This window comes from Variovorax paradoxus (genome assembly GCF_000834655.1).
GTDB classification, from domain to species: Bacteria; Pseudomonadota; Gammaproteobacteria; order Burkholderiales; family Burkholderiaceae_C; genus Variovorax; species Variovorax paradoxus_F.
Map to the genome: position 1 here is coordinate 1 of NZ_JXQQ01000055.1, position 18,958 is coordinate 18,958.

General features: G+C 66.7%; 17 protein-coding genes. 4 read left to right on the top strand and 13 right to left on the bottom strand.

The annotated features are described in order from the left end of the window. Window positions 1-132: 132 nt before the first annotated feature. From RT97_RS22195 to hppD, 5 genes are all read right to left on the bottom strand, one after another. The gene (locus RT97_RS22195) at window positions 133-1,065 is read right to left on the bottom strand and encodes an MBL fold metallo-hydrolase (protein WP_042580997.1); all 933 of its coding nucleotides are present in this window, start codon (window positions 1,063-1,065) and stop codon (window positions 133-135) included. Next, window positions 1,066-2,757, bottom strand: a complete 1,692-nt coding sequence (locus RT97_RS22200; RefSeq protein WP_042580998.1) for an AMP-binding protein — start codon at window positions 2,755-2,757, stop codon at window positions 1,066-1,068. It lies immediately after the preceding gene. Window positions 2,758-2,869: 112 nt separating this feature from the next. Then, window positions 2,870-3,742 carry a phenylalanine 4-monooxygenase gene (gene phhA / locus RT97_RS22205; RefSeq protein WP_042580999.1) on the bottom strand — a complete coding sequence of 291 codons (873 nt, stop codon included), beginning with the start codon at window positions 3,740-3,742 and terminating at the stop codon, window positions 2,870-2,872. Window positions 3,743-3,762: 20 nt separating this feature from the next. Continuing rightward, window positions 3,763-4,563, bottom strand: coding sequence for a transporter substrate-binding domain-containing protein (locus tag RT97_RS22210; protein ID WP_042581000.1), 801 nt, complete (start codon window positions 4,561-4,563; stop codon window positions 3,763-3,765). A gap of 38 nt (window positions 4,564-4,601) precedes the next feature. Next, window positions 4,602-5,729, bottom strand: coding sequence for a 4-hydroxyphenylpyruvate dioxygenase (gene hppD, locus RT97_RS22215; RefSeq protein ID WP_042581001.1), 1,128 nt, complete (start codon window positions 5,727-5,729; stop codon window positions 4,602-4,604). 147 nt (window positions 5,730-5,876) lie between these two features. On the opposite strand from hppD, the gene RT97_RS22220 reads away from it, so the two are divergent. From RT97_RS22220 to lnt, 4 genes are all read left to right on the top strand, one after another. Next, window positions 5,877-6,350 carry an Lrp/AsnC family transcriptional regulator gene (locus RT97_RS22220; RefSeq protein WP_042581002.1) on the top strand — a complete coding sequence of 158 codons (474 nt, stop codon included), beginning with the start codon at window positions 5,877-5,879 and terminating at the stop codon, window positions 6,348-6,350. Window positions 6,351-6,459: 109 nt separating this feature from the next. Next, window positions 6,460-7,188: a GNAT family N-acetyltransferase gene (locus RT97_RS22225; RefSeq protein WP_042581003.1), complete on the top strand. Its 729-nt coding sequence runs from the start codon at window positions 6,460-6,462 to the stop codon at window positions 7,186-7,188. A 100-nt stretch (window positions 7,189-7,288) separates the two neighbouring features. Then, window positions 7,289-8,167, top strand: coding sequence for an HlyC/CorC family transporter (locus tag RT97_RS22230; protein ID WP_042581004.1), 879 nt, complete (start codon window positions 7,289-7,291; stop codon window positions 8,165-8,167). Beyond that, a complete protein-coding gene (lnt, locus tag RT97_RS22235) occupies window positions 8,167-9,738 on the top strand; it encodes an apolipoprotein N-acyltransferase (protein ID WP_080898383.1) in 1,572 nt (523 codons plus the stop codon). The genes RT97_RS22230 and lnt overlap by 1 nt, the downstream gene beginning before the upstream one ends. 6 nt (window positions 9,739-9,744) lie before the next feature. Here the strand turns inward: lnt and RT97_RS22240 are convergent, their stop codons facing one another. The 8 genes from RT97_RS22240 to RT97_RS22275 form a co-directional block, all read right to left on the bottom strand. Beyond that, window positions 9,745-11,109 (bottom strand): FAD-binding oxidoreductase, encoded by a 1,365-nt coding sequence (locus RT97_RS22240; protein WP_042581023.1) that lies wholly within the window; start codon window positions 11,107-11,109, stop codon window positions 9,745-9,747. Between the two features lie 23 nt (window positions 11,110-11,132). Then, window positions 11,133-11,936 carry an ABC transporter permease gene (locus tag RT97_RS22245; RefSeq protein WP_042581005.1) on the bottom strand — a complete coding sequence of 268 codons (804 nt, stop codon included), beginning with the start codon at window positions 11,934-11,936 and terminating at the stop codon, window positions 11,133-11,135. After that, window positions 11,933-12,763, bottom strand: a complete 831-nt coding sequence (locus RT97_RS22250; protein WP_042581006.1) for an ABC transporter ATP-binding protein — start codon at window positions 12,761-12,763, stop codon at window positions 11,933-11,935. Before RT97_RS22250 ends, RT97_RS22245 begins: the two co-directional genes overlap by 4 nt. 154 nt (window positions 12,764-12,917) lie before the next feature. After that, window positions 12,918-13,904 (bottom strand): ABC transporter substrate-binding protein, encoded by a 987-nt coding sequence (locus tag RT97_RS22255; RefSeq protein ID WP_042581007.1) that lies wholly within the window; start codon window positions 13,902-13,904, stop codon window positions 12,918-12,920. A 68-nt stretch (window positions 13,905-13,972) separates the two neighbouring features. After that, a complete protein-coding gene (locus tag RT97_RS22260) occupies window positions 13,973-14,836 on the bottom strand; it encodes a creatininase family protein (protein ID WP_042581008.1) in 864 nt (287 codons plus the stop codon). 19 nt (window positions 14,837-14,855) lie between these two features. Beyond that, entirely contained in the window at window positions 14,856-16,127 is a 1,272-nt protein-coding gene (locus tag RT97_RS22265; RefSeq protein ID WP_042581009.1) for an amidohydrolase family protein, read from the bottom strand. Beyond that, entirely contained in the window at window positions 16,124-16,711 is a 588-nt protein-coding gene (locus tag RT97_RS22270) for an NAD(P)H-dependent oxidoreductase (protein ID WP_042581010.1), read from the bottom strand. Before RT97_RS22270 ends, RT97_RS22265 begins: the two co-directional genes overlap by 4 nt. A 124-nt stretch (window positions 16,712-16,835) precedes the next feature. After that, a complete protein-coding gene (locus RT97_RS22275) occupies window positions 16,836-18,848 on the bottom strand; it encodes a helix-turn-helix domain-containing protein (RefSeq protein WP_042581011.1) in 2,013 nt (670 codons plus the stop codon). Between the last annotated feature and the right edge of the window lie 110 nt (window positions 18,849-18,958).

Genomic DNA, 18,958 nt, shown 5'->3' on the forward strand with positions numbered 1-18,958 from the left:
TTACAGCCCAGAAAACCCCAGTCAGCAATGACTGGGGTTTTTTGCTTTGAGGATTTGAAATCCCAAAGATCTGGCAATTAAAAAGCGCGCACATCATTGGATGGCGCGCTTTTCATTTCGCTTCAACAGGATTCAGATATTTCGGATCCCTAGAGCGTCCGTCTTTGCAGCCCTAGCAGAAATCAATTCAGCCAAGATATCCTGGGTCAACTGATCCAGCTCCTCACCCTCGAAGAACCGAAGACGAATAGCCTCAAGGTACGGCGTACTTTGCAACCACTCCGACCAGTCTTTGAGAGTGATCTGCTGCGCTTCCAGCAGTTTGAACTTCATCAACACCTTGATTGCATGCCTGGCGTGCTTCACCGGATCGCGCTGCAGCCCAGCGAGGCGACGACGCGCAGTGATCAAAGCATTGCCGACATCGTTGAACACACGACCGTGTCCAGGAATCACCTGCAGAGGTGCCAGCGTCTCGATGAGATCCAGCGTTGCAGCGATCTCGTCAAATGATGGCTCTCCCGCCAGCTCGGGAAATGCGACGCCAAAGCCGTTTTCCCACAGCGCATCCGCGGAAATCAACGTCCGCGAAGCCGGATCGAACAGAATGATCGAGTGCGGATCATGGCCAGGTGCGCCGTGCACTTCCCACGGACGGTCGCCAAGCTGGCAATCCGTCCCAGGCTGCAGCAATCCTGTGAAGCGAAACCGGGGGCAAGTCTGCCCCGTTGCAAGAAAACTCAGACCGCGCTCGTCCCACCGCTCCACCAGCGCCGCTTCCCCAGGGGGAATGTCTGTTCGAACTGACGGATAGCGCTCCTGCAATGCAGCGTTGGCGCCGCAGTGGTCACTGTGCAGATGCGTATTCAACACGCGGTCCAGCGGCCGCGAGCCCAGGGCAGACTCAACCAGCACCAGCGTCTGCTCGGCATGCGTGGCATACCCGGTGTCGACCAGCGCCGTCTCGTCGGCCCCGACAAAAAGGATGTTGTTCGACGACAGCCACCCTCGTTCGAACACGACGACATTCGCCGGCAAGCCGGCGCCCGCCGGGGCGTTGCTCATTCAGGCGCCCGCACTGGTGCGAAGCTCGCGCCGCAGGATCTTGCCCACATTGGTCTTCGGCAAGGAATCGCGAAACTCAATGTGCTTGGGCCGCTTGTAGCCAGTGAGTTGCCCATTGCAGTACTGGAGCACCGCGTCCTCAGTAAGCTTGGGGTCCCTGCGCACCACGAAGACCTTGATCGCCTCGCCCTGCTTCTCGTCGGGCACGCCAACCGCCGCGCATTCGACGACACCGGGGCATAGCGAAATCACGTTCTCCAGCTCGTTCGGGAACACGTTGAAGCCGCTCACAAGGATCATGTCCTTTTTGCGATCGACGATGCGGCTGTAGCCATCTTCCTGCATCACGGCGATATCTCCCGTTCGCATGAAGCCATCGGCGGTGAACGCGGCGGCGGTCTCGGCGGGCTGGTTGTAGTAGCCCGTCATCACGTTCGGGCCCTTGATGCACAGCTCGCCCGATTCACCCACGGGCATTGAATTGCCCTCGTCGTCCTTGATCGCGATCTCGATGCTCGGCAGCGGCAGCCCGATGGTGCCGGTGAACTTGGTGTTCGACACGGGGTTGTTCGTGCCGATCGCGCAGGTCTCGCTCATGCCCCAGCCTTCGATCATCGGGCAGCCCGTCGCCTCGAACCACTTGCGTGCCGTACCTTCCGACGCGGCCATGCCTCCCGCCTGCGAGACGAACAGCGTCGAGAAGTCGATCGACTTGAACTCCGGATGCATCAGCAGCGCATTGAAGAGCGTGTTCACCGCCGGCAGCATGTGGAAAGGCCGCTTCTTCAGCACCGCGATGAACTTGTCGAAGTCGCGCGGATTCGGGATCAGCGTCATGTGCGAGCCCTGCCGAATCACCAGCAGGCACAGCGTCAACGCGAAGATGTGATACAGCGGCAGCGCCGCGATGCTGTTGACCTTTGCGAGGTCACCCGCCCGCGACAGCGCCGGCGTGAACCAGGCTTCGGCCTGCAGCGTCGCCGCCACGATGTTGCGGTGAGTCAGCACCGCGCCCTTCGACAGGCCGGTCGTGCCACCGGTGTATTGCAGGAAGGCGATCGAATCGAGCGTGCTCTGGTCGGCCGCCAGCGTGCGCCCGCGCCCTTCGGAGATGGCTTGCGTGAACGGCGTCACCGTGCGCCCGTCGCTCAGAGGCAGCTTGTACGGCGGCACCATCTTGGCCAGGTGCCGCACGGCCAGCGTGATCCACGCGCCATACAGGCCGCCGAGCAGATCGCCCATCGAGGTCATGACCACGTGCTTGACCGGCGTGCGCTCGATCACCTGCTCCAGCGTCGACGCGAAGTTCTCGAGGATGACGATCGCCGTCGCGCCCGAGTCCTTGAGCTGGTGCTCTAGTTCGCGCGCGGTGTAGAGCGGATTCACGTTCACGCAGGTATAGCCCGCGCGCAGCACACCGCACATCGTGACCGCGAACTGCGGAATGTTGGGCAGCATGATCGCCACGCGCGCCCCCGGCGCGAGCCCCTTCGACTGCAGCCAGGCGCCCAGCGCCTTGGACAGCACGTCGAGCTCGCCGTAGTTCATCCAGCGCTCCATGCAGACTGAGAACGGCCGATCCTTGTAGCGACCGAACGCCTCCTCGAACATATGGGGCAATGACCGGTACTGCTCGGGATCGATTTCCTCGGGAACGCCGGCCGGATAGTTTTGTCGCGCGGATGTCTGCATGCAAGCTCCTTTGGCGCGGATTGTGGGAGCGAGGTGCTCCCAGCCACCAGCGGGCTTGTCCTAGGATGTCCGCGCGCGCTGTCGCGCAGGCGATAGACGCAAGGCGGCGCGGTCAGGCCTTGCCGGTCTCGCCCGGCAGCAGCACGCCGGGCTCGATGTCGGCTTGGACTTCGAGCGCCTCGTAGATCGGCGTGAAGTCCGGTGCCGTGAGATCGAAGAGCTGTGCGAAGTCTTCGATGACGAAGTAGTTGCTCTGGTACGTGTCGATCTTGTAGCGCGTGCGCATGGCGCGCAGCAGATCGAGCGGCAAGCGGCGTGGCTCCTCGCTGAGCACAGCGTGCTTGAGCTCGCCCACCGAGCTCAGGATGCCGGCGCCGTAGGCGCGCAGGCCTTCCGGCTGGCGAATCAGGCCGAACTCCACCGTGTACCAGTACAGCCGAGAGAGCTTCTCGCCCGCGCCCAGCTCGTGCGCCTTGATGCCGCCGGCGCCATAGCGTTGGACGTAGTCGGCGAAGGTCGGGTCGAACAGCATCGGCACATGGCCGAAGAGATCGTGGAACACGTCGGGCTCGACGATGTAGTTGAACTCCTCGGGTTTGCGGATCCAGTCGGTCACCGGAAACTTGCGGTTCGCGAGCAGCGTGAAGAAGGGCAGTTCCGGAATCAGCCCCGGCACCGCGACGATCTCCCAGCCCGTGGCCTTGTGCAGCCGCTCGTTGATTTCGTCGAAGTGCGGGATGCGGTCCTTCACGCCCAGCGAGGGCAGCGCGTTGATGAACGCATCGCAAGCCAGGCCCGGCAACTGCGCGGCCTGCCGCTCGTAGAGCCGCCTGTAGGTGTCGTGGTCGGCCGCCGTGTAGCTGGCCCAGTCCTGCGGGCAGGTGTAGTCGGCCTGCACCGAGCCGCCGCGCGAATAGTCGCCGCGCGGCGGGCGATCGGAGGCGCCATAGACGGCGGGAATGACAACGGCGGCAGGGGAATCCATGGGGAGTCGTGTTTCTCGGGTTATTTGAGCCAGCGGTCCATCGTGCGCTGGAAGTCGCCGCCGGCCTGCTGAAGGTGCAGCCACTGGTCGACGTACGACTTGAAGGCCACGTCGTCGCGCGGCAGCATCCAGGCCATCTCGCCGTACTGCAGCGGCTTGTCGGGGTTCACCGCGCACAGGCCCGGCTTGAGCTTCTGCTGGGTGATGGCCTCGGCCGCCTCGGTCACGAACACGTCGGCGCGGTTGGCGAGGATCTCGTCGAAGATCGTCACGTTCTCGCCGTGCAGCGTGAGCCTGGCCTGCTTGAAATTGGTACGGGCGAAGCGCTCGTTGCTGCCGCCCGGATTGAAGATGACGCGCGTCGAAGGCTGGTCGATGGCCGCGACGCTCTGGTACTTGGCCACGTCGGCGCAACGCGCGATCGGCGTCTTGCCGTTGACCATGTACGGCGCGCTGAAGAAGGCACGCTTTTGCCGGTCGGTGGTGACCGACACGCCGCCCACGGCGATGTCGCACTTGCCCGCGGCCAGGTCCGGCAGCAGGTTGGCCCAGGTGGTCTTGACCCATTCGGGCTTCGCGCCGAGGCTGGCGCTGAAGCCCGTCATCAGATCGACGTCGATGCCTTCGAACGCGCCATCGGTCTTCTGGAAGCTGAAGGGCTTGTAGTCGCCCGGGGTGCAGATGCGCAGCACCGCGGCTTTCTGCACCGCATCCAGATGCGAGGTGGCCGCGGGCGTTGCCGCCGGCGCCATCGCGCAACCCGAGAGAACGGCGGCAGCCGCCGCGATGAAGGTCAAACCGATCGAAGACGTGCTGCGCATGCGGACTCCTGGGCAATAAGGCCGGTTGAAAAGGGGCCTTATTTTGCGGCGGCCAGCACGCCGCGGCGCATCTGGTCGAGCTCGATGCTCTCGAACAGCGCCTTGAAGTTGCCGTTGCCGAAGCCGTCGTCGCCCTTGCGCTGGATGAACTCGAAGAAGATCGGGCCCAGCTGGTTCTCGCTGAAGATCTGCAGCAGAAGCGCGTCCTTCTTGCCGTCGATCAGGATCTTGCGCTTCTTCAGCTCGGCCACGCTCTCGCCATGCTCGGGAATGCGCTTGTCGACCAGCTCGTAGTAAGTGTCGATGGTGTCCAGCAGCACGACGCCCTTGGCGCGCATCGCGTCGACGGTGGCGTACAGGTCGTCCGAACCCATCGCGATGTGCTGGATGCCCTCGCCCTTGTACATGTCCAGGTACTCCTGGATCTGGCCGGCCTGCTCCTTGCCCTCTTCGTTGATCGGGATGCGGATCTTGCCGCAGGGGCTGGTCATGGCCTTGCTCTTGACGCCGGTGACCTGGCCTTCGATGTCGAAATACTTGATCTCGCGGAAGTTGAAAAGCTTCTCGTAGAAGCCGGCCCACACGTTCATGCGGCCGCGGTACACGTTGTGCGTGAGGTGGTCGACGTAGGTGAGGCCATTGCCCACCGGCGACAGCGCCTGCTGCGGCGACACGCCCGGCAGTGCCTCGAAGTCGACGTCGTAGAAGCCGATGTTGCCGATGTCGCCGGGCTGCGCGCCGTTCTTGCCGGGCCAGCGGTCCACCAGGTAGATCAGGCTGTCGCCCACGCCCTTGATGGCGGGGATGTTCAGCTCGCCCGGGCCGGCCTTGTCGGCGAAGCCCCAGGCGCCCAGCGCGGTCGCGCGCTCGTAGGCCTGCTTGGCGTCCTGCACGCGAAAGGCGATGGCGCAGACGCTCGGGCCGTGCTCGCGCGCAAAGCGCTGCGCGAACGAATCGGGCTCGGCGTTCAGGATGAAGTTGATCGTGCCCTGGCGGTACAGCAGCACGTTCTTGTGGCGGTGCTTGGCCACGGCGGTGAAGCCCATGCGCTCGAACACCTTGCCCATGGCGACCGGGTCCGGTGCCGCGTATTCGATGAATTCGAAGCCGTCGGTGCCCATGGGGTTCTCCCAGGGCGTGAAGGCGGGTGCGTCGGCTTGGCTCATGTGCGGTCTCCAGAAAGTGGGGGATCGATGGGTAAGAGATAGGCGAAAAACGCCAGTGCTGCAATGTAGGTTGGATGCCGCTCAAGTTTTCAGCGTTGTTGGGCGCGTTTCGTGGCAAATGCGCAGTAAACCTGCAAAAATACGAGGATGGAAGCACTCGACAAGATTGATCGACTCATTTTGCGCACGCTGCAAGCAGACGGGCGGGCAACCTACGACCAGCTCGCGGAGCAGGTGAGCCTGTCGCCCAGCGCGGTGCTGCGGCGGGTCAAGCGCCTGGAAGAAAGCGGGGTGATCGACCGCTACGTCGCCCTCGTGCGCCCCGAGGTGATCGGCCTGGGCCTGACCGCCTACCTCAACGTGCGCCTCGAAAAGCACACCGAGACCCACAAACGCAACCCGATGGACCTCTTTCGCGCCAGCGTGCAGACCTGGCCCGAGGTGGTCGAGTGCGCGGCCCTCACCGGCGACATGGACTACCTGCTGCGCGTCGTGGTGGCCGACATGGCGCACTACAGCCGCTTCATCATGGACACCCTGCTCAAGCACCCCAGCGTCGAAGACTGCAAGACCAGCTTCGTGCTGGACCGTGTCAAGGCCACAACAGCTGTGCCTGTTTAACCACAGACTGGTTGCTCGGGCGCCACGCGCCCTGGAACTGGGTCACGAATGTGTCTTGGAAGTGCCCCTGCTGGCTTGCTGATTAAGGGAAAACCCTTACATTCGAGCCATGCTTACCGCCAAGACCCTCCTCAAAGCGTCTCTCGGCCTCGGCTCTTTCCTGAAAGCGCCGATGGTTGAGACCCAGCCACGCGCCGTCTCGTCGCCCCAGCCCGTCATGGTGCCGATCCGCTCGATCGGCCCCCGCGAGCGGGAGCGCATCGCGCAGCACCTCCTGGCGCTGACCCCCCACGACCGGTACCTGCGCTTCGGCTACGCCGCGGCCGACGAGCAGGTCCAGCGCTACGTCGACAGCCTCGATTTCGAGCGCGACGAGCTTTTCGGCATTTACAACCGCCGCCTCGAACTGATCGCCATGTCCCACCTGGCCTTCGCGCCCGGCGACCAGCACAGCGATTGCGCCGAATTCGGCGTGTCGGTCTCCGCGCACGCCCGCGGCCGCGGCTACGGCGCGCGCCTCTTCGAGCGCGCGGTGGTCGTGGCCCGCAACGAAGGCGTGGGCATGCTCTTCATCCATGCGCTGAGCGAAAACGCCGCCATGCTCAAGATCGCCCGCAACGCCGGCGCCACCGTGGTGCGCAGCGGTGCCGAGGCCGAAGCGCATCTGCAACTGCCGCAGGCCACCTTCGACAGCCGAATGAGCGAAATCGCGCTGGAGCACTACGCCGCGGTCGACTTCGCCCTCAAGAGCCGCGCCAAGCAGTTCTGGGCTTTCCTGGCCAGCCTGCAGGAAGTGCGCAGCGGCATGAGAGACGCCCGCAGCAAGTCCGCTCCCTGATTCGTCCGGCAGGCCCCGAAACGGCCTATGCCGGGCGCGCGGTAGAGCGTGTCACACGCAATCCGTTATCCTTGCCCCTCCTCAACTACGCCCTCCCGCAGTGGCCGAACCTCACCCTGAACGCGCACCCGTAGAACGGGAAGACAAGCGCGGCTTCCTCCAGAAGCTTGCCGAATTCATCCACCCCGGTCCCGACTCGCGCGACGAGCTGATCGAAACCTTGGCCGACGCCGAGGACAACGAGGTGATCGGCGCCGAGTCGCGCGTGATGCTCGAAGGCGTGCTGCGCATGGCCGACATGACGGCCGGCGACGTGATGGTTGCCGCCCCGCGCATGGATGCGATCAACATCGATGCTCCTTTCGATGCGCTGCTGCACCTCATCATCGACACGGCGCACTCGCGCTTTCCGGTGTACGAGGGCGAAAAAGAAAACATCATCGGCATCCTGCTCGCGAAGGACCTGCTCAAGCTGCAGCGCGCGCCGGGCCTGAACATCCGCGCCTTGCTGCGCCCGGCCACCTTCGTGCCCGAGAGCAAGGGCCTGAACGACCTCCTGCGCGAATTCCGCGGCAACCGCAACCACCTGGCCATCGTCATCGACGAGTTCGGCCGCGTGGCGGGCCTCATCACCATCGAGGACGTGCTCGAGCAGATCGTGGGCGAGATCGAGGACGAGTTCGACATCGCCGAGGACGAGGGCGACATCTTCGGCCTGGCCGACCACACCTACCGCGTCTCGGGCGACACGCCCATCGAGCGCGTGGCCGAAGCCTTCGGCATCGTGTTCGACGAAGAGCAGCTGAGCGAAGACTTCGACACCATCGGCGGCCTGATCGCGCACGAGATGGGCCACGTGCCCAAGCGCGGCGAGCACCATGCGATGGGCGGCTTCGACTTCGTGGTGCTGCACACCAAGGGCGGCGCGGTGCGCTGGTTCAAGGTGTCGCCGGCACGCGGCGGCGACGCGGCCGACTGATGCCGCTGCCCGAAGCGGCGACGGCTCGCACCTTGCGCGCTTCTTCCACGCTTGCCCGGTTTCGGCTGCCCGGCCTCGCGCTGGCCGGCCTCGCGCAGGCGCTGTCGATCGCGTGGCCTTTCGACGGCAGGCCGCTCTGGTGGCTTCAGCTTCTCTCGATGGGCGCGCTGGTCTGGCTGCTCGGCAGCCTGCGCGCAGAGGGCGCCGGCTGGCGCCGCGCCGGCCTTCATGCCTGGCTCTTCTCGACCACCTGGCTCACCGGCAGCTTCTGGTGGCTCTTCATTTCGATGCACACCTACGGCGGGCTGCCGGCACCGCTGGCCGCCATCGCCGTGCTGGCGCTCGCTGCGGCGCTGGGCCTGTATTACGCCGTGGCCGCCGCATGGTTCGTGGTGCGTGGACCGAAGGGGCGCGTGACGGGGGCGCTGGTCTTCGCGGCGGTCTGGACGCTCGCCGAACTCGTGCGCGGCAGCTGGTTCACCGGCTTTCCCTGGGGCGCCGGCGGCTATGCCCATGTGGAAGGCCCGCTGGCCGCGTGGGCCCCGTGGATCGGCGTCTACGGCATCGGCGCCGTCGCGGCGTTCGCGATGGCGCTCGCTGCACTCGGCCCGCTCGCGCGCCGCGCCGAGGCCGTTGAGGGACTGGTGCTGATCGCGCTCGTGTTCGGCTTCCCGCACGTCGCACCGTCGCTGCGCGGCGCCAGCGCCGGCAGCCTCCAGGTTGCCCTCCTGCAAGGCAACATCCCGCAAGACGAGAAATTCATTCCCGGCGGCGGCATCGAGACCGCCTTGCGCTGGTACGGCGAACAGCTGCGCGATGCCAAGGCCTCGCTCGTCGTCACACCCGAAACCGCCGTGCCCCTGCTGCCGCAGCAACTGCCGGCCGGTTACCTCGAGGCGATCCAGGCGCGCTACAGCAGCGGCACGCAGGCGGCCATCGTCGGCCTGCCGCTGGGCGGGCGCGCCGGCTACAGCAATGCCGTGCTCGGCTTCCAGCCCGGTGCTGAGCAGCCTTACCAGTACAGCAAGCACCACCTCGTGCCCTTCGGCGAATTCATTCCGCCGGGCTTTCGCTGGTTCATCCAGATGATGAGCATCCCGCTCGGCGACTTCCAGCGCGGCGGGCTCGCGCAGGCGCCCTTCGTCTGGCAGGGCCAGCGCATTGCGCCGAACATCTGCTACGAAGACTTGTTCGGCGACGAGATCGGCGCGAACTTCCGCAACGAGGCGAGTGCGCCCACCATCCTGCTCAACGTGAGCAACATCGCGTGGTTCGGCGACTCGGTGGCCATCGACGAGCACTTGGCCATCTCGCGCATGCGCTCGCTCGAATTCGCACGCCCGATGGTGCGCGCCACCAACACCGGCGCGACCGTCGTCATCGACGCCGAAGGCCGCGTGACGCACCAGTTGCCGCGCCTCACGCGCGGCGTGCTCGAAGCCACGGTCGAGGGCCGCACCGGGCTCACGCCCTACGCGCGATGGGTGGCCCCGTTCGGCCTGTGGCCGTTGTGGATCGCGATGCTCGCCATCGTCGGCATCGCCTTCGCGCTGGGCCGCCGCCAGCGCTGAACGACGTCAGGCCGCGCGCTGCACCGGCCAGTCGCGCAGCTTGCCCGGGTTCAGCAGACCCATCGGATCGAAGCGCTTCTTCACCGCGATGATCTCGGGCGGCAACGGCCCCCCGGCCTTGCCGTCTTCCACGATGTTCACGTGCGGATTGTTGATGTGCACGTTGTGCGCCCGGTGGATGTCGATGATCTCCGCCAGCCGCTCCTCGGTGCTGAAACGCACGAGCTGCAGCCCGCTGCAGGTCATGAGCCCCGCCACGTTGCGGATGAACTCGATGTGCATCATCACCTCGCCGCCCAGCAGCTTTTCCATCTCGATGATCTGCTCGACATGCTTGCCGGGGATGAACCCGCTCTGCAGATAAGTCAGCGTCGGATCGACCTTCAGCGCATGCAGCGTCGTGTGGTTCCAGGTGAACTCCATCAGCGTGCGGTTGCTCTTCTGCACCTCGGCCGCGGTCTTGCGGTAGCCCACGGTGCCGCCATGCGCCTCGACCAGTTGCAGCAGCGCCGGCTCGCACGATTCGGCGACCAGCGACAGCACCGTGTGGCAGCCCTTGGGCAGGTGCGCAGCGAGCTGCGCCAGGTGATCGGAGATCGGCGCTGCGAAGAACGAGATCTCCCGCTTCACGATGCCCGGCCCGTTCGCGAGCTTGTCGGCGAAGTGCAGCGCGTTCTCGAAGTCGTCGAAAGTCACCAGCGTCTCGAGCCACGGATGCGCGGGCGCGAGCGCAATCTCCAACTCCAGCACGAGCCCGTTGGTGCCCCACAGGTGGTGCATGCGCATCGCCTCGGCGCCGCGCAGCTCGACCACCTGCGGCTCCGCCTCGATGGTCATTGCGCGGATGCCGAGCACGTTGCCGGGCGCGCCGAGCGGCCCGTAGTTGATCGAGCCCACGCCGCCGAAACCGCCGCCGAAAAGACCGCCGAGCGTTGCGCTGCGGTAGGTCGACGGCACGCAGCGCATCTCCTGCCCCGAGGGCCTGGTCTGCTTCTCCAGCTCGCCGAGCCGGATGCCGGCCTGCGCGCGCGCCACGCCGGGCTGCACCCAGAGGCACGCGTTGTAGCCCGTCATGTCGAGCACCACGCCACCCGCGAGCGGCGTGGTCTGCCCGTAGTTGCCGGTGCCGCTGCCGCGGATGACGATCGGCACGCCGCGGCGAGCGCACGCGCCCACCACCGCGCGGATCTCGTCTTCACTTCGCGGCCGCACGACCACGTCGGCGCGCTTGTCTTTGAGCTGGCGGTTCAGCACGGGGCTGAACCACGAGAAATCTTGCGAGAGCCGCGTGACGCGCCCTTCGTCGGTGATCCAATCGAGGTCGGGCAGTTCGAGCAGCAGTTGCTCGATGGCGGAAGCGGGAGCGTTCATGGTCGTCGTGAATGTCTGCAATGTCAGTCTTGGGAAAGTTCGCTCGCATGCCACGAGCCCAGCGCCACCTTGGTGAGCCAGGCCATCAGCACGAAGAGCGCCACGCCGGTCAGCGAAATCAGCAACAGGGCCGCGAACATGCGCGGAATGTTCAGCTGGAAGCCGGCCTGCAGGATCTGGTACGCCAGCCCCGCGCCGGAGCCTCCGGTGCCCGCCACGAACTCCGCCACCACCGCGCCGATCAGCGCGAGGCCGCTGGAAATTCGCAGGCCCCCGAAGAAGTACGGCAGCGCACTCGGAATGCGCAGCCGCACCAGCTGCTGCCAGCGCGTCGCGCGGTTCAGCTTGAAGTAGCTCTGCAGGTCGGGGTCGATGCTGCGCAGCCCCAGCGTCGTGTTGCTGATGATCGGGAACAGCGCCACCAGCGCCGCGCACACCGTCATCGCGGCCACCGGGTTCTTCACCCAGATGATGATGAGCGGCGCGACCGCGACGATGGGCGTCACCTGCAGCAGCACCGCGTACGGGAAGAGAGCGGTCTCGATGCGCTTGCTCTGCACGAAGAGGAAAGAAATCAGCACGCCTGCCACCGTCGCCAGTGCGAACGACAGCACCGTGATCTTGAGCGTCACCAGCAGCGCGTTTCCCAGCGGCGCCCAGTCGGTCACCAGCGTCTGCATCATGAGATACGGCGAGGGCACGAGGTAAGGCGGCAACTCCATCGCCACCACCATCCATTGCCACAGCGCCACCAGCACCACGCCGATCAGCACCGGGTACAGCACCCGCTGCACGCGCGGCTGGTTCAAGAGAGGCATGCGCTTCATCGGGCGTGCTCCTCGTCGCCCTGGCTTGCGCGCAGCAGGCTGTCCTGCAGACGCTTGGCGTACTTCGCGAACTCGGGCGTCACCATGAACTCGGCGCTGCGCGGATACGGCTCGTCGATCTGGAACTGCTCCACCACGCGACCCGGGCGCGCGGCCATCATCACCACGCGGCTGGAGAGGAACACCGCTTCATGGATCGAATGCGTCACGAAGATCACAGTGAGCTTCTTCTTGCGCCACAGCTCGAGCAGGTCGGCGTCGAGCCGGTGACGCGTGATCTCGTCGAGCGCACCGAAAGGCTCGTCCATCAGCAGCAGGTCTGGCTGCGTGACCAGCCCGCGTGCGATCGACACGCGCATCTGCATGCCGCCCGAGAGCGCACGCGGCAGCGCATCGGCGAACTTCTCCAGCCCCACGAGCGCGAGCGATTCCATCACCCGCGCATCGGCCTCCTTGCGCGGCACGCCGGCCAGGTCGAGCGGCAGCCGCACATTGGTCTGCACGCTCGCCCACGGCATCAGCGTGGGCGACTGGAACACGAAGGACATGCGCCGCGCGCTGTCGTGCAGCTGGCTCACGGGCTTGCGCCACACCAGGAGGCGCCCGTCGCTCGGCTCCAGCATGCCCGCCACCATCTTCAGCAGCGTGCTCTTGCCGCAGCCCGAGGGGCCGAGCAGCGTGACGAACTCGCCTTCGGCGATCGACAGGTCCACCGGCAGCAGCGCCTGCGTGCCGTTGGGGTAGGTCTTCTCGGCCGAGAGCACTTCCACCGCGGGCACGGCAGGTGCCGTCGGCGGGGCGAGGGTGTGAGGTTCGATGCGATTCACTGAAAGGTTTCTCCGGCATGCAGCTGCGTGGGAAATGCGCGTTGGCGGTCGCGGTTTCTTCGTGGAACACCGCGGAACCGGCTTGGCCGGGCCGCTGGTGTTGCCCCCGGCAGGGGGGCGAAGCGACACGATGTGCGCGCAGCCTGGGGGGGAGTCAAGGAATGACCTTGGCGTCTTTCACGAACTCCGTCGTGTAGGTCTTGGCCAGATCGACCTTCGCGGGGTCGAGCAGCTTGGCGCTCACGAGAAAGTCGTAGCTCGCCTTGGCGCGTGCATCCGTCATGACGCCGATACCCAGCTTTGCCGCGTCGCCGCCGGTGACCATGCCCATCTCCTTGAGCTTGGCCACGCTGTAGGCCAGCTGGTCGTCGGTCATGTTGGGGTTGTCCTTCTTGATGAGCGCATTGGCAGGCGCCGGGTCGGCGAGGTAGCTCTTCCAGCCCTCGGCCGAGGCCTTCACGAAGGCGGCGACCTGCTTGCTGCGGTCCTTCACCGTCTTCTCCATGCACGACACCGTGGTCGCGTACGCGGGGAAGCCGTGGTCGCTGAACATCAGCACCGTGCTCTTCACGCCGGCTTTCTGGATGGCGTAGGGCTCGGAGGTCAGGTAGCCCTGCTGCGCAGTGTTCTTGTCGGCCACGAAGGGCTGGATGTTGAAGGTGTAGGGCCGCGTCTGCTCGTCGACGAGGCCGAACTTCGCCTTCAGCCACGGCCAGTAGCCGCGGTTGGCCTGCGCGCCGATCAGCAGCGTCTTGCCCTTGAGGTCCTCGAACTTCTTCACGTCGTCGTGCGCGATCAGCACCTGCGGGTCCTTCTGGAAGAAAGCCGCCACGTTGACCACTGGCACGCCGCCTTCGCGCACCTGCATCATCTGGATGTCGCTCGAACCCATGATGCAGTCGGCCTGCCCGGCCGCCATCATCTGCGTGATGTTGACCTGCGGGCCGCCCATCTTGATGGTCACGTCCAGGCCGTACTTCTTGTAGATGCCCTGCGCCACCGCCTGGTAGAAGCCGCCGTGCTCGGCCTGGGCGTACCAGTTGGTCATGTAGGTGAACTTGTCCTGGGCCTGCGCGGGGGCGGCGGCGGCAAGGAGCGAAAGCGCGGCGGCGCCGGCCAGGGAAAGAGCGAAGGAACGCATGGTGGGGACCTCTCGAAGGCTGGATGAATAAGAAGAAGAAAGTCGATGCAAGACGCGCGCCGTGCGCCTCAAGCCGGCGTGAACGATTGCTGGATGAAGCCCTGCTGGTGGCCGCGCTCCCAGGTGGGCTCCTCGCGCACCACCCAGCGCAGCGCGTGCAGCTCGGTCAGCGCCTGCACCCAGCTGTCGGAAAGCGTCTCCAGGATCTCGATGCCCTGCTCGCGCGTGGCGCTGGTCGGGTCGCCGATGACGCCGCTCGGGCCGAAGTCGCGCGCGGTCCATGCGCAGGCCGGACGGCCGTCGGCCGACAGCAGCTTGATCGGGAAGGGCGGCGGAAAGTTGGCCGCCGCGCGCTCCATGTGCACCGTGTCGGGTGCGAGGGCCAGCATCAGCGCGGTCTCGGAATGGCCGGCGTGCATCGACAGGCGCTTTTCCTGCTCGCTGATCTGCTTGCTCGACGCGTTCGGCAGCCGCGACACGCCGTGCGGCACCACCACGAAATCGCCGTGGCGCAGCCTCAGTTCGCGCGCCGCCATCTCCAGCACCTGCGGCTGGCCGCCGTGGCCGTTGGCGAACAGGAGCTTCCTGAAACCCGCGCGGTAGACCGACTCGCCGATCTCGGTCACGGTCGACAGCAGCGTGGTGCCGGTCAGCGTCATCGTGCCGGGGAAGTGCAGGTGCTCTTCCGACTTGCCGTAGGTGATGGTGGGCAGCGCGAACGCGCGCACCTCGGCGGGGAGTTTCTCGAGCGCCCGGCCCATCACGCCCGAGGCGATCACGCTGTCGACCGAGCACGGCAGGTGCGGGCCGTGCTGCTCGATGGCGCCGCAGGGAAGCACGACAACGGTGTTCTCGCGGTCGGGGAGCGCCGCGATTTCGGTCCAGCTCAGGTAGGGCAGGAAGCGGTGGGGCGGGATGTAGCCGTGGAGCATGGGAGTCCTTGCTTGTTCTTTATTTGGGGAAGAAGGGGGTCGCGTCGCCGTGCGTCACGCAGCCGTCGCGCAGCACCACGCGGGTGCCGGTGCGCGAGGGCCAGCCGTGCCGGTCGGCCTGGGTGAACAGCACCAAGTCGGCTTTCGCGCCGACCAACGAAGGCGCCGTCGTGGCGGGTGCGCGTTGCAGCCAGTCGCTGCGGCACAGCGCCTGCGACCAGTTGTCGAAGGGTTCGTCGAGCTGCGCCACCAGCGCGGCCGTGCCCAGCGCCTCGACCGGGTCGAAGCTGCCGAGGCGGCAGAACGGGTCCTGCACGTTGTCGCTCGCGAACAGCAGCGGAATGCCGCGCTCGCGCGCTTCTTTCACGAGCGTGATGCCGCGCAGACGCGGCGTGCGGCCCGTCACCGCGTCCTGCAGCAGCAGGTTCGTGGCGGGCAGCGAGACGACGGTGATCGGCGCGCGCGCCACCGCATCGAGGGTGGCGAGCGCCTCTGCCTCGGGTTGCGCCGCGAGCGCGCAGATGTGGCCGCAGACCACGCGGCCTTCGAAGCCGATCTCGCGCAGCAGGCGCGCGGTGGTCTTGAGGCCGACCGCCGCGGCGTTGAGTTCCTCGTCGACGTGCAGGTCGATGTCCAGGTCGCAGGCCTGCGCCGCATTCAGCAGGTTGCGCAGCGCGTTCTCGCTCCAATTGGTCGAATGCACGAAGCCTCCGAGCAGCGCATGCGGGCCCGTGGCCTTCACCATCTTCGCGAGCCGCAGCGCCTGCGCCGCGTCTTCGAAGAGCGGCAGCTTGATGAGGCTCACCTGCTCCAGCCGCATCCGGCCCGCCCATTCCTCGGCGAGTTCGGCCAGCACCGGCCAGGCCAGCGGCACCGCATCGGGCTCCCACCAGTCCACGTGCGTGCGCACATGTGTGGTGCCGCATTCCCAGGCCCATTGCAGGCCGCGCGCGGCGCGCTCGCGCACGTCGCCAGCGCTCCAGTGCACGCGGTCGGCCAGCATCGCGTCGATGGCGCCGAGCAGCCCCGGCTGCACATGCTTCATGCGCGGGAGCGTGAAGGCCTTGTCCAGGTGCGTGTGCGCATCGACGAAGCCGGGGAGCACGAGGGTGCCGGCGAGGTCCCAGCTTTCGGTCGTCGGTGCGGTGTCGCCGGCGGGGCGTACCGATTCCACGCGGCCGGCTTCGAGCGCGATGCGCGCCAGCACCGGCACGCCGTCGCGCTCCGGCCAGTCCGAGGGCAGCAGCCAGCGTGGCAGCCGCGCGTTGTCGAGCATTGCGGGCGCGTTCATGCGAAGCGCGCCATGGCTTGCCCCACGCGCGCCATGAAGCGCTTGAGCTGGGGCTCGGTCGCCACGTTCATGTGGTAGTGGGCGTGGTAGTCCACCCTGGCGCGTTGGCCGGTGAGCCGCTTCATGTATCGCGTGACGATCTTGCGCGGCGGATCGCCCATGTACCAGGCCAGCCACCGCGGCCGGCCGTAGGTGACCACGGCGCTGATGCGGGTGATGTGCGTGAGCATCGGCTTCACGTTGGCCGGGTCGCTGATGTCGAAGGCCACGCCCGGCATGAAGAGCCGGTCGAAGTAGCCCTTGAGCATCGCCGGCAGCCCGAAGCACCAGGTCGGAAAGCAGAACACGATGCCCTCGGCCCACTGCAAGCGCTCGACATACTGCCTGAGCGGCGCCTGGTTGCCGGGCACGTCGTGGTAGCCGAGCCGCTCCTCGCGCGAGAGCACCGGGTCGAACCCCTCGGCGTACAGGTCGCAGTCGTCCACCTCGTGGCCGGCCGCGCGCAGGTTCTTCAGCACTTCCTGGTGCAGGGCCGCATGGAAGCTGGTTTCGACCGGATGGCAGTAGACGACGAGCACGCGCATGGTGTGTTTGACCGCTTAATCAGAGCAAATGGTCAGGTTATGCAAGCGACGTGCCAGTCCGGATGCACCGGACTGGTGATTTTTCAGAGATTGCGCTGTCAGGGCCCCAGTGGGCCCGGCAGGGTCAGCCTTCGAGCGCCGGCGCCTCGCCCGACATCCCCAGGCTCCAGAGCCGCAGCGCCACGTGGATCTCCAGCGCCCGGCTCGCGTTGCCCCAGTGCCCCAGCAACTCCTCCACGCTCGCGAGCCGCTGCCGCACGGTGTTGACGTGGATGCCCATGCGCGCGGCGGTCGTCTTGGCGTTCTGGTTGTTGTCGAAATAAGCCAGGAGCGTGGCGGTCAGTTCCGATCCGCGCTTCCTGTCGTGGCCCATGACGGCGCCGATGGTCGCGTTCAGGAAGGTGTTCAGGCTCGCCTGGTCGTGCGTTTCGAACAACACGGAGTACAGCGCCATCTCGTTCTGCGCGACGATGTTGCCGCGCATGCCCAGCCGCCCCAGCACCGACAGCGCCCGCCGCAGCGTCGCGTAAAGCGCCGGCATCTCGGCGGGCGTGCGCACCGGCCTCGACAGCACGCCCCGGTAGGCATCGCCGAGCTCGCTGCCGGCGAATGCGGTGAACTGCGCGAGCACGTCCTGCGCCTTCGTCGCGCCGCACACGATGACCAGCACGCCGTCGACCTCGTCCATCACGAGGTCGGACAGGGGCGCGCCCGCCCGGAGGCGCCGCGCCCAGAAGCCCGGCCGGGGCTGCTCCATCTCGACCACCATCAGCGAGATCGGCTGCGACAGGTCGAGCCCGAAGCGTTCGGCGCGGTCCTGCGTCAGGGCCGGCTCGTCTTGCCGCGGCGAGATGAGCGTGTGCAGCAGCGCGGAGACCTCGCGGCTCTTGCTCGCTTCCACCCGCTCCTGCGACAGCAGCACCACGCCGATGACGCTCGAGCTTCGCTCGAAGGTGCGCAGAGAGATGTCGCGCAGGTCCTCGTGCCGGAAGAGCAGCACGGCGCCGAGCACATCGTTGCCGCCGATCACCGCGATCGCGCGGCACAGTTCGCCGTCGCGCGTGTAGGCCACGGCCGAGCGGCCGGCCTGGCGGCTCTCGCGCAGCGCCTGCGCGAGCGCGGCGCTGTGTTCGTCGTGCGGCGCGAAGGCGTCCGCGGCCGTTCCGGTGTAGCCCGGTGCCGTGGCACGGCCGATCACTTCGCTGGCTTCGTCGAGCACCAGCACGCTGCCGTTGAGAAGCTGCGCGACCGATTCGCACAGCGCGCCGAGCGACGCGCCCTTGGCAAGCAGCGACGTCAGCTGCTCGTGCGCTTCGGCCGCCTCCTGCACGTCGCGCGCATGCCGCTCCAGTTCGGCGCGCGCGAGGTCCGCGTTCTCCAGCGCCGTCTTCGCTTCCGCGAACGCCTTGGCGTTGTTGATAGCGACGGCCGCGTGCGTGGCGAGCGTGCAGAGGATCGACACGTTCAGCGCCGTGTGCGTGCGGTGGTAGCGGTCGGCCACGAAGAGCAGGCCGATCACGTTGTCGTCGCACATCAGCGGCGCGCCGACCAGTGCGGCGACGCCTTCGTCCCTGAAGGTGTCGTCCAGCGCGGGGTCGTGCGCGAAGCGGTTGTCGTGCAGGTAGTCGGGCGTGTAGAACGGCAGGCGCGTGGACATCACGATGCCCGCGACGCCCAGGTTCCTGCCGGCGGTCATCTTGCCGGTGCGGTCGGAAATGGCGCCGTCGGCCACGACCACCTGGAACTCGCCGCTCGCGCCGTCGTAGATCGTGAGCCAGCACAGGTGCGCGCCCATCAGCTTGCGTGCGCGGCTCACGATCGCCTTGAGCAGGCCGGTGAGATCGAGGCGGCTGGAGAGATCCTGCGCCGATTCGATCACCGCGAGCATGCCGCGCTCGCGCTGCTCGTGAAGCTCCAGGCGGTTGCGCAGGGCCATCGCCATGCGCACCAGTTCCACCAGGCCCGACTTGCGCTGCAGCGCATCGGGCAGGGCCTCGACATGCGCGAGGCAGGCGGCGAACTCTTCGGCGGAGGCGTTGCGGTGCAGGAGGCCGATCAGGTCGGGGGCGATCTCGTCGGCCGTCTGGCCCAGCGACAGGCCGATCGTTCGCTTTCGTTCTTGGGGCAGTGCCGGCATAGGGCGCGAAGGCTAGCAGAACGATGCGTGCATGGGCATGGGCCCAAGCCCTAGTTCCGGCGGGCGCGCGCGGCACGCGACAGGGATCACATCGCGCGGGCCCCGGATGT

Coding starts and splice junctions, on each gene's coding strand:
- RT97_RS22195 (WP_042580997.1), bottom strand. CDS start 1,065: ATGAGCAACGCCCCGGCGGGCGCCGGCTTGCCGGCGAATGTCGTCGTG.
- RT97_RS22200 (WP_042580998.1), bottom strand. CDS start 2,757: ATGCAGACATCCGCGCGACAAAACTATCCGGCCGGCGTTCCCGAGGAA.
- phhA (WP_042580999.1), bottom strand. CDS start 3,742: ATGGATTCCCCTGCCGCCGTTGTCATTCCCGCCGTCTATGGCGCCTCC.
- RT97_RS22210 (WP_042581000.1), bottom strand. CDS start 4,563: ATGCGCAGCACGTCTTCGATCGGTTTGACCTTCATCGCGGCGGCTGCC.
- hppD (WP_042581001.1), bottom strand. CDS start 5,729: ATGAGCCAAGCCGACGCACCCGCCTTCACGCCCTGGGAGAACCCCATG.
- RT97_RS22220 (WP_042581002.1), top strand. CDS start 5,877: ATGGAAGCACTCGACAAGATTGATCGACTCATTTTGCGCACGCTGCAA.
- RT97_RS22225 (WP_042581003.1), top strand. CDS start 6,460: ATGCTTACCGCCAAGACCCTCCTCAAAGCGTCTCTCGGCCTCGGCTCT.
- lnt (WP_080898383.1), top strand. CDS start 8,167: ATGCCGCTGCCCGAAGCGGCGACGGCTCGCACCTTGCGCGCTTCTTCC.
- RT97_RS22240 (WP_042581023.1), bottom strand. CDS start 11,109: ATGAACGCTCCCGCTTCCGCCATCGAGCAACTGCTGCTCGAACTGCCC.
- RT97_RS22245 (WP_042581005.1), bottom strand. CDS start 11,936: ATGAAGCGCATGCCTCTCTTGAACCAGCCGCGCGTGCAGCGGGTGCTG.
- RT97_RS22255 (WP_042581007.1), bottom strand. CDS start 13,904: ATGCGTTCCTTCGCTCTTTCCCTGGCCGGCGCCGCCGCGCTTTCGCTC.
- RT97_RS22260 (WP_042581008.1), bottom strand. CDS start 14,836: ATGCTCCACGGCTACATCCCGCCCCACCGCTTCCTGCCCTACCTGAGC.
- RT97_RS22265 (WP_042581009.1), bottom strand. CDS start 16,127: ATGAACGCGCCCGCAATGCTCGACAACGCGCGGCTGCCACGCTGGCTG.
- RT97_RS22270 (WP_042581010.1), bottom strand. CDS start 16,711: ATGCGCGTGCTCGTCGTCTACTGCCATCCGGTCGAAACCAGCTTCCAT.
- RT97_RS22275 (WP_042581011.1), bottom strand. CDS start 18,848: ATGCCGGCACTGCCCCAAGAACGAAAGCGAACGATCGGCCTGTCGCTG.